Consider the following 13,148-nt stretch of genomic DNA (forward strand, 5'->3'; position numbering starts at 1 on the left):
AATCGAATGACTGACTGGCATGTGCACGGAAAAAACTAGCGGCGTAGCGCCTCCAGCCGCGCTTTCGCCGCCTTGATTCCTGCGGAGTCGGCCTGGGCATAAAGGGCTTTCGCTCTGCTCGCATTGCCGAGCGTGCCGTAAGTTCCCCATTTCGCAAGAACCAATGGATCGTAGGTTTCTGCCAGCGCGAAGCTCGCCTGGGCGCTGCCCATCTCGACGGCGCGCTCGAGTACAAGTCGCGCCGCGCCTATATCACCCTGCCGGAGCAGCGCGCTCGCCCGCGCAACCAACCCAGCGGCCGCCGCAGCCGGCTTGGAAGCAGGTTGAGCATCAGCGCGATCAGGCGCCGCTAGCGTCTGCTCGGCGATTGGATTACCGGCCACTTCGATAGACTTGTCCGGCGCGGTCGAACCGGTCGTCACGACACTTAACGTAGCGCCCTGCGCATTGCGAACCTGGACCTCATACGCATAAATTGCGCTCCGCGCCAGGGAGGGGCTCTGCGCCTGCGCGTCTGCCCTTGCGCGCAATTGCCTCAACTCGGCAGCACCGGCTTCCGCCGCTTGCTTCTGCAGCACGACTTCCTCGTTTGCCTTTGCCGCCAGCGCCGTCTGGGTCTCGCTATCTCGATGCGCTGCCGCGAGATCCTGCTCCAACCGCGCGGACCGCTCACGCTCCTTTTGCAGGTCCACCGCGCCGCTCTTCCCCGCCGTTATCAGCCGGGACATTTCCTCGGCTGTTTTGGTCACCAGCGCCACCTTGGACGCGACGTCGCGCCGCGCCGCGGCCAGATCCTGTTCGAGCCCTGCGGACCGCTCGCGCTCCTTTTGCAGGTCCGTGGCAGCGCTCTTCCCCGTCGCTTGCAGCCGGGACGTTTCCTCACCTGCTTTCGCCACCAGCGCGGCCTTGGTCTCAGCGTCGTGCCGCGCCGCCGCCAGATCCTGCTCCAGCCTATCAGCCCGCTGCCGCACTGACTGCAGCGAGTCCTGCAATGCCACCGCGCCAGAAGCACCGGCTTCCACCGCTCGCTTCTGCCGCAAGACTTCCTCGCCTGCCTTTGCAACCAACACAGTCTGGGCCTCGACATCGCGCCGTGCCGCCGCGAGCTCCTCCTCCAACCGCGCGGACCGCTCACGTTCCTTTTGCAGGTCCGGCGTGCCGCTCTCCCCTGCTGTTTTCCGCCGAGAGGATTCCTCGCCTGCTTTCGTCGCAAGCGCGGCCGCGGTCTCCAGATCACGCCTCGCAGCCGCAAGATCCTGATCAAGCCGCGCGGACCGCTCGCGTTCCTGTCGCAGGGATGCCTGCAGCTTCGCAGCGTCGCTTTCTCCCGCCGACTTCAGTCGGGAGATGTCCTCATCCGCTTTCGTTGCGAGCGCGGTCTGGGTCTCGAGATCCCGCCGCGTCGCGGCAAGATCTCCCTCCAGCCGCGCGGACTTCTCGCGCTCCTGTCGCAGCTCAGCCACGCCCATCTCCCCCGACTGTCTCAGGCGGGACGCTTCCTCGTTTGCTTTCGCCGCGCCTGCGACCTGTGTCTCGACCTCTCGTCGCGCGACCGCAAGATCCTGCTCCAGACGTGCGAACCTCTCGCGCTCGTCCGGGCCGCGAAGCGACACCGCGCCGCTCTCCCCCGCTCGCTTCAGCCGGGAAACCTCCTCGCCAGCCTGTGTCGCGAGCGCAGTCTGGGTCTCGACATCACGGCGCGCTGCCGCGAGATCCTGTTCCAGTCTTCCTGCCCGCTCACGCGCCTGTTGCAGGGCGTCCTGCGACTCCGCGCCGCCCTGCGCGGCCTGTTTCACCCTGGCAGCGTCTTCGACAGCTTTCGCCGCCAGTGCGGCCTGGACTTCGACGTCGCGTCTCGCCGCCGCAAGATCCTGCTCCAACCACTCCGCCCGCCCGCGCTCCTGCTCGATACTCTGCAGCAGGCCAATATCAAGCCTTGCACTGGAGAGTTCGCAGGACAGTCTCTCCCCCCAATGGGGATCCTGTTCCGAAGACCTTCCAATCTCGGTGGTCGTTCCCTGTCCAACCGGCACCGATTTGTCGTTGCCACCTCGGCCCGGCGGCACGGCTTCGGGATTGCTGTCCTGCGCCGCTTTAGCAGAATCGGGATTGCGGGCAGCCGCTATGTGTTGCGCATCTGCAGAGGGGCGCGCCGGATCAGGCGACGCCCGTGTTTCCGGCGCGCACGCCATTGCGAGCATGGCGACGCTCGTCCACAAGAGCGCGGGTCGTCCCATCTTGAGCAGATGGCCAGGCGACGAGCCTACACCTATATCCTCCTTGAGGAGAACCGTCCGATTCACCGCAAATACCCGTCGCATAGCGATACGATCTGTTGAGGTGCGGCATTATGCGTCTCACCTCCCCGCGAAGCCTATAATCCGCATGGAGGACCCACCCGTCCCTTTCGGGTTAGGTCGTGGATCACGGCCTAACACGTACCAGCCGTTCTCCTGCAGTACCAACACGCGCAGGCCCCCTCACTTCACCGCCCCCGCCTAGCGAGCAATCGGGATGTCCTTATTTTCGGCCTTGTGCATCCTTTCCCGGGTATTGCCGGGGGCCTTGAACAATATCTCCGGCGTCCTCGATACGTTGATGCGTCGTGACCGCATTTGTCCGCGCCGTGAGCAAGTTGAAGCGCATCTTCTTCGCCCAGGGAGGCTACGCGCAGGAATCGCTATCAGTGCCGTCTCGTCATCTTCTTGGTGAAAGCCCCAGGCTTCGGCGGCGCAGGCATGGACCTTGCGCGGTAACTATCGTTTGGCCGAAATACCCCGAAATTGCCAGGCCGGCCTTCCGCACAGGAGGGTTACTGTTAAGTGGCGCAGGACGAAGGGCTGACTGACGATCCCCGCCTCCCTGCAGCATTTGCTAGAAATGGTCGGCGGCTGAGCCAGATTCGCTTATTCCCGGTCCTGCATGGTGGATATAGATGATCGACGAGCAGTTGGTGCGCCTAAAAGTATGCAGCAACAACATCCATCGCTATCGCCGACTGCTCAGGGGCAAGCTGACGGAGCAAGAGCGGCAATTCGTCGAAAGACGTCTAAGGGATGAACAGTTGGCGATGCAGAGCCTAGCGGCGGTTGGCCTGGCGCTAGATGACTCGAGAGCTATATGAAGAAGGCTGCCTTATGTCGGACAACTCCGTTGTCGCTTGGTTTGGCCAAACGCACCGTCAACCCACGCGTTAGCGAACTCTTCGAATAGAACTAGCTCATTCGCTGCCGAGGACGTCATGGCAGGATCGTCCCAACACGAGCTCAAGTTTCCGCCGGGTTCACGCGTTCAGATAAAGCCGACAGCTGGCCCTCGCTTAGCTGGAAGGACAGGGACCGTGATCGGGGCAGGATACTATCCGAAGAGCCTCCGCGTCATTCTGGACGGATCGAAGGGGCCAATCACTCTTCACATGGACTACCTGGCCACGATCGACACGTGAAGCGGACGCGGCGCCGTACTTGCGGACCAAGGGCATCGAAAGTTGGGATGAGCTGCAATGCCCGCGAAAACCACAGGCTACGAAATGGCCTTCCCTGAAACCTTATCGAAAAGGTGCGTTCGCTCCAGATCGAGAGCGACGTCGATAAAGCGATCCGGCGCCGCAGCAACACCGACCTGCATCTGAGCCGTGAACGGGAATGTGCCCACGGTTCCAATCACGAGGGTATGCGGCCCGAGCGGCTCAACGTCTTTCACCATCAAGCGGACCGATGAGCCCATCGGCGCATCCTGCCGGAGCACATGATCGGGCCGCACGCCGAGCACAACCGGCTTGCCGACGCTCCCTGCATAGGCCGCCTCGCTAGACTTCGGCAATTTCAACACCGCACCCGACGGCTCGGCGAAGACCAGCGCGCCGTCGCGAGCGACAATCTCGCCATGGATAAAATTCATGCTGGGCGCGCCCATGAAGCCCGCGACGAAGAGATTGCTGGGCTTCTCGTAGATCGTGATCGGATCGGCCGCCTGCTCGATCCGGCCGCGATTCATCACCACGACACGATCCGCCATGGTCATCGCCTCGACCTGATCGTGCGTGACATAGACGATCGTCTTGGCGAGACGGCGGTGCAATGCCTTGATCTCGGTCCGCATCTCGATGCGGAGCTTGGCGTCGAGGTTTGACAAGGGCTCGTCGAACAGAAACACGTCCGGGCTACGCACGATGGCACGGCCGATCGCGACGCGCTGACGCTGTCCTCCGGAGAGCTGCTTGGGCCGGCGGTCCAGATATTGCTCGAGGTCGAGAACCCGCGCCACGTCCTGGACAGCTTTCGCGACGCCGGCGCGTGACTCGCCCCGCACCTTCATGCCGTAGCCGATGTTCTCCCCCACCGTCATATGAGGATAGAGCGCATAGTTCTGGAACACCATCGCACAATTGCGCAGACCCGGACGCAGCTGCGTCACGTCGCGGCTGCCGATGCGGATGTTTCCGCTGGTGACTGCCTCCAGCCCTGCAATCATGCGTAACGTCGTGGTCTTGCCACAGCCGGACGGCCCGACAAGCACGACGAATTCCTCGTCGGCGACGTTCAGATCGAGCCCCTCGATGATCTTGTAGGGCCCATATGCCTTGCTGACGTTTTCGATCTCGACGTGCGCCATGGATTCCTTTTTCCGTCCCTCATATCGACGGCCAACAAAGCCCCGGATGATGCTTACGCATCATCCGGGGCAGTCTCCGCAGGAAGCTAGTTCTTGGGCGGGAGACCCATCGCCGCGCGATAGGCCGCCAGTTGCTTCGCGCGGCCGAACTCGTCGGTCAGGCGATTCCATTCCTTTGCCACCGCGTCCAGCGCGGCCTGCGGCGTGGTCTGGCCGGCCAGTGCCTTGCCAAGCTCGATCTCCACAACCTCGGTGTAGGAGAAATAGCCGGGCAGACGCATGTCGAGCGCGACATTCTTGGCGTTGATCGAGTCCGCCTGAGCACCGAGATATTCCTTGGCTTCTTCCGGCGAGAAGTTCTTGCTCCACAGTTGCAGATTAGCGGTGTGCGATTTGCGATAAGGATTGACCCCGCTGCCGCCGGTGATCGCTGCCTGCCCCGACACTTCGGGGCTGGTCAGCGTCTTGACGAAGTCCCATGCCGCCTGCTGGTTCTTGCCGACCTTCGGCACTGCGATCTGCCATCCGCCAAATGCCATGAACGGTGTCGGCAACACGCTTTCGAATTTGTCCCACTTCTTGGACTTGGCGTTCCAGATCTCGTCCGATCCCGGCAGTATCGCAGAGCCGACCTTGCCCGAGATCTTCGACTGCTTGGGGTCGGCCGCGATCACACCGGTGTCGCCCCAACCGATCGATTCCGCCACCTGGCCGCCGGCCACCGCCGCGTTGACTTCGCCGAAGGAGAAGTTCAGCGCATTGGGCGGCCCAAGCTTGGAAGCGCGAATGTATTCTTCCAATCCCTTCACCCAACCCGGATTGTTGATCTGGGCATCCATCGTTTCGGGGTCGAAGAACATCGCGCCCGGATAGTTCGGGTTGTTGGTATAGGCAGCCGCGTGGCTGAAGAAGAACCAGAACTGCTGGCCGCCGCGACGGAAAGCTTCCGCCGTGCCCCAGAGGCCCTTGTCGGGGCGCTGGAAGAACTCCGCGATGTCGAGATACTTCTTCCAGGTCTTTGGCGGCGCCAGGTCATAGCCGTATTTGGCTTTGAAGGCGTCCTTCTCCTTGGGATCGCTGAACAGGTCGGTGCGATAGGTGTAGGTGTGAACGTCGCCGTCCATCGACTGCGAATAGATCTTGCCTTCCCACACCATCAGGCGCTCGCGATAGGCCGGCTCGACATCGTCCCAATCCTTGCCGGACTGCATCTCTTTCGGCATCTCGCTGAGATAGGAGACGAAGTCGGGCAGCCAGGCCGGCGCAAAGCTGACCAGATCGAACGTCGCGTCCGATCCCGTGAGCGATGTAACAATCTTCGGGTAGAGCTCCGACCACGGAAACTCGACCACATTGACTTTGCCGCAGGTCTTCTTGGTCCATTCGTCCGCGCCGAGCTTGAGCGCGGAAGCGATATACGGTCCGGTCTGCGATGCCACCGTCAGGGTGACACCGGAGTAATCCGGGCTGCAGGCAGCGTGCGCCTGGCCCACGGTGCAGGCCATCGCGAGCGAGGTAGTCAGCATCAGAAATGTCCGTCGCAACATCGTCCAGTCCTCCCTACAAGTGCTTTTGCTATTTAATGGCCCCGAGCAGCAGGCCCGACCGCATCATCCGGCTGAGCAGACCTGCCATGATCATCATCGGAATGATGGCAACGAGCGCCGCGGCCGAAATCGCCCACCATTCGTCGCCGCGCTGGCTGTTCTGTCCTGCCACCAGGATAGGCAGCGTCTGCCATCTGGAATTGGTCAGGAACAGCGCGAACAGGAACTCGTTCCAGACGAAGGCGAGCGTGATCATGAACGTCGCCAGCAGTCCGTTCATCGACATTGGCACCACGATGCCGAGGAAGATGCGCCAGCTCGGCACGTTGTCGACCATCGCGGCTTCTTCGACCTCGATCGGGATGGCCTCGAAAAAGTCGCGCATCAGCCAGACCACGATTGGCAGCGAGAACGCGACGTAGCACAGCGTCAGGCCGACATAGCTGTCGATGAGCTGGAAGCCGAGCCGGCCGATTTCGCTATAGAGGAGGTACAGCGCGAACGCCGCGACGATCGGTGGAAACATGCGCTGGCTGACGAACCAGAACAGGATGTCCTCATTGCCGAGGATCGGCCCCGGCAGCGGCAGACGGTTGGCCAGGATTGCAGCGGCAAGCGCGATCGGGAACGCGAGCAGCAGCGCCTGCGCGCGGGTGAATCCGAGCGAATTGCTGAACAGCAGATAGCCGCCGAGCGCGAGCAGGAAGAAGATCAGGCCGGCGCCAAAGCGCACCCTGAACTCGAACCGCACCAGCGCATAGGCCGCCATCGCGCCGACCGCGGTCGCGATCGCTGCCGCCGACAGTCCGACGATCGTCGAGTTCAGGAAGGTCCGGAAGAACTCACCCCGGATCCCCTGGTAGAGATCGATGAACGGCTGCAGGGTCGGCGTGAAATCGACGAACGGAATATAGGTCGGGCCGCCGACGACGCCCGGCGGGGTCTTGAACGCCGTCACCACTACCCAATAGAGCGGAAACACCGAGATCAGGCACCAGACGAGCACGCCGGCCGCGACCAGGCGGCGACTCCGGCTCGACAGTCCGGTAAGGCCCTGCCCGCTCATCGGCGCTTCTCCAGATGCGGCCGCAGCAACGCCAGATAGGTCACGCCGATGATCGTGATCGCGATCAGGAACAGGAAGCTGAGCGCCGACGTGTAGCCCAGATTGAACTTCTTGAAACCTTCCTGATAGGCAAACAAGGTCAGGGTCTCGGTGTCGACCCCCGGTCCACCGCCCGTCATCACGAACACGGTGTCCATGATCTTGTAGCTCTCGATCAGGCGGATGAAGACGACCGCGGCGGAGATCGGCAGCATCATCGGAAAGGTGATGCCCCAGAACTGCTGCCAGGCGCTGGCGTTCTCGAGCTCGGCCGCCTCGTAGACATCTTCGGGAAGCGTTTGCAGGCCGGCCAGCATCATCAGGATGACGAACGGGGTCCACTGCCAGATCTCAACCGCGACGATGCAGGCGAGCGCCCAACGCCCGTTGGTGAGGAACGGCAGGTTCGCCAGTCCGAACATGGACAGGAACTGATTGAGCGGACCCATGGTCGGATTGAAGATCATGCGAGCAACAAGCGCGACGGCGACCGGAGCCAGCAGCATGGGCAACAGCAAGGCCACGCGAAACAGCCGTTCGCCCGGAACGCGCGCGTTCAGCGCGAGCGCAACGCCAAACCCGATCACGTATTGCAACCCAACGGCGATGAACGCGATCAGCGTCGTCGTGAAGATCGCATTCCAGAAGCGCGGCTCTTGCAAGAGCGAAGCATAATTTCCGAACCACACGACGCGCGGCGGGATCGGCGGAATCAGGCGATAGCTGAGGAAACTCGTGGTGAACGAATAGATCAGCGGAAAGATCGAGATCGCCAGCACGACGAGCACCGCCGGCCAGATGAAGACATGCTTGATCGGATCATTCCGCATCATGAGCAGGTCATTTCCTTCAACAGAGCTTCAATCTCGGCGCGCCGCGGCATGGCGGGCGCAGTCCCCGCGCGCGTCACGGAAATCCCCGCGGTGGCCGAACCGAAGCGCGCCGCTTCCAGTGGATCAGCGCCGTCCGCAAGCGCGGCCGCGAAGCCGCCGACGAAGGCATCGCCCGCGCCCGCGGTTTCGACCACCTTACCGGCGGCGAACGGCGGCACGTGGAGCGAGCGATCCCGCCCGTGAAACAGCGCCCCGCGTTCGCCGAGCGTGATCAGCGCGGTACCCGCTCCCTTGGCCAGCAACGCGTCTCCGGCGCGGCGGGCACCGGCAAGATCGCTCACCGCGATCCCCGTCAGCGCTTCCGCCTCGGTCTCGTTGGGAACGACATAGTCGCACAAGGCAAACAGGCTGTCGTCGAATGCGCCCGCGGGTGCCGGGTTGAACACGGTGATGCTGCCCGCAGCGCGCGCGATCTCGAGCCCGCGCTGCGCGGCCGCGACCGGTTGTTCGAGCTGGGTCACGAAGACGCGGCTGGTACGGATCGCATCCGCCGCCGCGTCGACGTCGGCCGGGCTCAGGCCGTCGGCTGCTCCGCTCACCACGATGATGGCGTTGTCGCCGCGTGTCTCGTGGACGTAGATGAAGGCGGCGCCAGTCGGCGCCTCCGCAGTCCTGGCGACGCGCGGCCGGATTCCCTCGACTTCCCACGTCTTGATGGCAAGATCACCGAAAGCGTCACGGCCAATCCGAGAGATGAACGTCACGTCCGCGCCCGCGCGCGCAGCCGCCACGGCCTGGTTCGATCCCTTGCCGCCTGGCCCCATGGCAAATCCCGAGCCTGCGATCGTTTCACCGATCGCAGGCATGTTGCCGGCCCGGAAGGCCAGATCGACGACGAAGATGCCGAGCACTGCGACGCCAGTCTTGCTCATGGTCGTCACTCTCCGTCCGGCGCGATGACGCCCTTGGAGAACAGGAAGCAGCCGTAGAAGCGCCGCTCACCGGTGGCGATCACGCAGTAGGCCGTCTTGGCCTTTTCATAGAAGGCATGGCGCTCGACCCCGACCAGCGGCCAGGAGCGTCCCTCGGCGCGGTCGATCGCGGCCTGCACCTCGCGCTGCACTGGCGGCACCTCCTGGGGCTGGCCGACGATCTCCATGCGGATCGCGGCATCGTCGACGAAAGTATCGAGCGGCAGCACCGAGAGGATGGCTTCGATCGCCTTTGCCGTGCTGACGTTGTCGATGCGAAGCAGCTCGCCGAACACGGTCTGGCGCGCGATGGAGTCGGCAGGAAAATTGGTGTCGCACACCACGAGGCGATCTCCGTGCCCCATTGCGCGCAAGGCATAGAGCACGTCGGCGTTGAGCAGTGGATTGATGCCCTTGAGCATGTTGCGTTCCTCCCTCGTCTTCAAAATCGCCCGAACTCTGATGGTTCGGATGCCAACCAGTATCACCGCAAGGTGACGTCTTTAGTCCCCGTAGGGAATCCAGATGTTCTTCACCTGCACCGCATGGCGGAGCAGGATCGGACCTTCGCTCGCCGCCCGATCGTACCAATCGAGCGCCAGCCCGTGGTCGACCAGCGTGCGCTTGAGGTTGCCGACCGACAGCCGCTCCGCGGCCATCGAGGCCTCCTGCGAGCCGAACACCCAGAGCGCGTCGACGTCGTCATGCTCGGCAAGGACCTTTGCCAGCGCATCGCGCTCGCCGGTGACGATATTGACGACGCCTGCCGGCACGTCCGATGTCTCCAGTACCTGGTAGAAATCGGCCGCCGCAAGCGGATGCCGCTCGCTCGGGACGGCGACGACACGGTTGCCCATCGCAATCAACGGCGCCACCAGGCTGATGAGGCCCAGCAACGGGGCTTCGTCCGGACAGGCCACCCCGACCACGCCGATCGGCTCGTGCATGGCAAGCGCCACGCCGCGCAACGGAGGCGCATGGATCGTCCCCTCGTATTTGTCGGCCCAGGCCCCATAGCTGAACAGCCGCTCGATACTCGCCTCGACCTCTACGCGCGCCTTTGCGGACGAAACGCCGGTCATGTCACCGATGCGCCGGGCGAACTCGTCGCCGCGCGCGGACAGATTCTCGGCAAGATAATAGAGGATTTGGGCGCGATTATGCGTCGTCGCCCGCGCCCACCCCTCGGCCGAGCGCGCGGCGGCCACCGCGTTACGGATATCCTTGCGATTGCCTTCACCGGCTTCGCCGAGGTGGCGTCCCTTCGGCGACAGCACCGCGCGCGAATAATTTCCGTCGGGCCGGACCTGCTTGCCGCCGATGAACAGTTTTGCGGTCCGGTCGATCGGCGGCGTGCCAAACCCGGCACTCTCGGCATAGACTGCTGGGAGTGGCGGCAGCTTGGCTCGCGCTTTCCGCCCGCTCCATGCCTTCGGCTTGAGATATTCGGTGACGCCTTCCCGGCCGCCCTCGCGACCGAAGCCGGACTCGCGATAGCCGCCGAAGCCGACGCTGGCATCAAACAAATTGGTCGCATTGACCCAGACCACGCCGGCCTGAAGCTTCGGCGCGATATCGAGCGCCAGGCCGATGGTCTCGCTCCACACGCTGGCAGCAAGACCATAGCGCGTGTTGTTGGCGAGCATCACCGCCTCGTCCGGCGTACGGAACGTCATCGCGACCAGCACCGGGCCGAAGATCTCCTCGATCGCCACGGTCGATGACGGATGCACGTTCCAGAGCAAGGTCGGGGGATAGAAGCAACCCTCCGCAGGGATCGCCCCCGATGCCTGATACTTCTCGGCGCCCTCCTTCACTCCCGTTTCGACCAGCGCCTTGATTCGCTCGAGCTGCACCGGTGCGACCACCGCGCCCATGTCGATCGCCTTGTCGAGCGGCGGACCCACGCGCAGCGTCTCCATGCGGCGGATCAGGCGCTTGCGGAAGGTCTCTGCGATCCCTTCCTGCAACAGCAGCCGCGATCCGGCGCAGCAGACCTGGCCCTGGTTGAACCAGATCGCATCGACCACGCCTTCCACGGCGCCGTCGATGTCGGCGTCGTCGAACACGATGAACGGGGATTTGCCACCGAGCTCGAGCGTCAGCGACTTGCCGCTCCCAGCGGTCGACTGACGGATCAACCGCCCGACCTCGGTCGACCCCGTGAAGGCGATCTTGTCGACACCGGGATTTTCGACCAGCAACGCGCCGGTCGCACCATCACCGGTCACCACATTCAAGACGCCGGGCGGCAGGCCGGCTTCCGCCGCGAGTTCAGCGAACAGCAGCGCGGTGAGTGACGTGAACTCCGCCGGTTTCAGCACCACGGTGTTGCCGGTCGCCAGCGCGGGCGCGATCTTCCAGGCCAGCATCAGCAGCGGAAAGTTCCAGGGGATGATCTGGCCGATCACACCGACCGGATCGTGGTCGGCGAATTCGCGCTCCTGCAATTGCGCCCAGCCCGCGTGATACAGGAAGTGGCGTGCCGCGAGTGGCACGTCGAGATCGCGGGTTTCCCTGATCGGCTTGCCATTGTCGATCGCTTCCAGCACCGCGAACAGACGAGCATGACGCTGCAGCATACGTGCCAGCGCATAGAGATGACGGGCACGACCATGACCACCGAGCTTTGCCCAGGACGACTGCGCCGATCGCGCGGCGCCGACGGCGGCCCCGACATCCGCGGCGATGCCTTGCGCAATCTTGGCCAGCGTCTTGCCGGTGGCCGGCTCGATCGTCGTCAGATGCTTGCCCGAAGCCGGCGCGACGAATTTGCCGGCAATGAGATGCCCAAACGTCGCGTCGTGCCGCTTCAGCCAGGCGCGCGCCTCGCCGTCCGCCTCGGGGGCGGGACCATAATCCATGGTCTCGTAGTAGTGTGCGATACTCATGCTCAGCCCACGGGATGACGGTTGAAGGCCGAGTAGCGGCCGGTGACGTGATGTTCAAGCTGACGCTCGATATCGGCGAGCAGGCTCGAGGCGCCGACCCGGAACAGATCCGGCTCGAGCCAATCGCGCCCCAGTTCCTCCTTCATCAGGAACTGGTAGTTGAGCACATCCTTCGCCGTCGAAATTCCGCCGGCCGGCTTGAAGCCGATCTTGAAGCCGGTGCGCTCCTCATAGATCCTGATCATGCGCAGCATCGCCAGCGTCACCGGCAGCGTGGCATTGACGCCTTCCTTGCCGGTGGAGGTCTTGATGAAGTCAGCACCGGCCATCATGCAGACCATCGAGGCCTTGGCGACGTTGCGCAGTGTCTTGAGGTCACCGGTTGCCAGGATCGTCTTCAGATGCGCATCACCGCAGGCCGTGCGGAAATCCCGGACCTCGGCGTAAAGAGCGCGCCAGTCTCCGGTCAACACATGCTCACGTGTGATGACGATGTCGATCTCCCGCGCACCGTCCCTGACGGACGCCTCGATCTCCTTGAGTTTCAGATCGTGCGGCACGAGACCCGCAGGAAATCCGGTCGAGACGGCAGCGACCGGAATGTCATGGCCATCGAGCGCTTCGACCGCGGTTGCGACGAAGCGGTGATAGACGCAGATCGCGCCCGTGTGTAGCCCGCGTCCGGCAAAGCCGAGTGCCTCGAGGAGGTCGCGTCGCAACGGCGCCCTCGCCTTGGCGCAGAGGCGCTTCACCCGCTCGGCTGTATCGTCGCCATTGAGCGTCGTCAGGTCGATGCAGCTGATCGCCTTGAGCAACCACGCCGCCTGCGCGTCCTTCTTGACGGTACGTCGGCCCGGCAGACTCGCAACGCGGCGCTCGGCGGCGGACAGATTAATCCTGATCTCATCGACCCAGTCCATCTCGAGCGCGCGGCCGCTATTGCGCGCGATCGGATGCGGATGATTGTGATCCCGCGCATGTGGCTGCGCCGACGCCGCGGATGGATTTGATATCAAGACGCCCTGCGCCATCAGTACGCCGCGCGCGACACTAGCGAATCGGCTGAAACGGCAGATAGACTGAATGTGCCGATTGCAACATGCGATCCTCCCATCCCTTGCCCGCTGGAGCTTCTGCTGGCTGCCTTGCGGACCAGCGAAACGCCCTTCGGGCCAGATGTTATTATT

The 13,148-nt window shown here is 63.5% G+C and carries 10 protein-coding genes; 1 reads left to right on the plus strand and 9 read right to left on the minus strand.

The window, feature by feature from the left end; all coding sequences use genetic code 11:
- Nucleotides 1–35: 35 nt before the first annotated feature.
- Entirely contained in the window at nucleotides 36–2,201 is a 2,166-nt protein-coding gene (locus JJC00_RS25570; protein WP_200468644.1) for a hypothetical protein, read from the minus strand.
- Between the two features lie 734 nt (nucleotides 2,202–2,935).
- Here JJC00_RS25570 and JJC00_RS25575 point away from each other — a divergent pair.
- On the plus strand, nucleotides 2,936–3,124 hold the full coding sequence (locus JJC00_RS25575) for a hypothetical protein (RefSeq protein ID WP_200468645.1): 189 nt from the start codon (nucleotides 2,936–2,938) through the stop codon (nucleotides 3,122–3,124).
- A gap of 398 nt (nucleotides 3,125–3,522) precedes the next feature.
- On the opposite strand, the gene JJC00_RS25580 is transcribed toward JJC00_RS25575, so the two are convergent.
- The 8 genes from JJC00_RS25580 to deoC all read right to left on the minus strand — a co-directional run bounded on the left by JJC00_RS25580 (nucleotide 3,523) and on the right by deoC (nucleotide 12,992).
- Nucleotides 3,523–4,614 carry an ABC transporter ATP-binding protein gene (locus tag JJC00_RS25580; RefSeq protein WP_200468646.1) on the minus strand — a complete coding sequence of 364 codons (1,092 nt, stop codon included), beginning with the start codon at nucleotides 4,612–4,614 and terminating at the stop codon, nucleotides 3,523–3,525.
- Between the two features lie 86 nt (nucleotides 4,615–4,700).
- Nucleotides 4,701–6,140, minus strand: a complete 1,440-nt coding sequence (locus tag JJC00_RS25585) for an extracellular solute-binding protein (protein ID WP_246773918.1) — start codon at nucleotides 6,138–6,140, stop codon at nucleotides 4,701–4,703.
- Nucleotides 6,141–6,189: 49 nt separating this feature from the next.
- Nucleotides 6,190–7,227, minus strand: coding sequence for a carbohydrate ABC transporter permease (locus JJC00_RS25590; RefSeq protein WP_200468648.1), 1,038 nt, complete (start codon nucleotides 7,225–7,227; stop codon nucleotides 6,190–6,192).
- Nucleotides 7,224–8,099 (minus strand): carbohydrate ABC transporter permease, encoded by an 876-nt coding sequence (locus JJC00_RS25595; RefSeq protein ID WP_200468649.1) that lies wholly within the window; start codon nucleotides 8,097–8,099, stop codon nucleotides 7,224–7,226. The genes JJC00_RS25590 and JJC00_RS25595 overlap by 4 nt, the downstream gene beginning before the upstream one ends.
- Entirely contained in the window at nucleotides 8,096–9,031 is a 936-nt protein-coding gene (gene rbsK / locus JJC00_RS25600; RefSeq protein WP_200468650.1) for a ribokinase, read from the minus strand. Before rbsK ends, JJC00_RS25595 begins: the two co-directional genes overlap by 4 nt.
- A gap of 5 nt (nucleotides 9,032–9,036) precedes the next feature.
- A complete protein-coding gene (locus JJC00_RS25605) occupies nucleotides 9,037–9,492 on the minus strand; it encodes an RbsD/FucU family protein (RefSeq protein WP_014494077.1) in 456 nt (151 codons plus the stop codon).
- An 81-nt stretch (nucleotides 9,493–9,573) separates the two neighbouring features.
- A complete protein-coding gene (locus tag JJC00_RS25610; protein ID WP_200468651.1) occupies nucleotides 9,574–11,961 on the minus strand; it encodes an aldehyde dehydrogenase family protein in 2,388 nt (795 codons plus the stop codon).
- Nucleotides 11,962–11,963: 2 nt separating this feature from the next.
- On the minus strand, nucleotides 11,964–12,992 hold the full coding sequence (gene deoC, locus JJC00_RS25615; RefSeq protein ID WP_433996461.1) for a deoxyribose-phosphate aldolase: 1,029 nt from the start codon (nucleotides 12,990–12,992) through the stop codon (nucleotides 11,964–11,966).
- Nucleotides 12,993–13,148: the final 156 nt, after the last annotated feature.

The sequence above is a fragment of the Bradyrhizobium diazoefficiens genome, assembly GCF_016616885.1.
Taxonomy (GTDB): Bacteria; Pseudomonadota; Alphaproteobacteria; order Rhizobiales; family Xanthobacteraceae; genus Bradyrhizobium; species Bradyrhizobium diazoefficiens_F.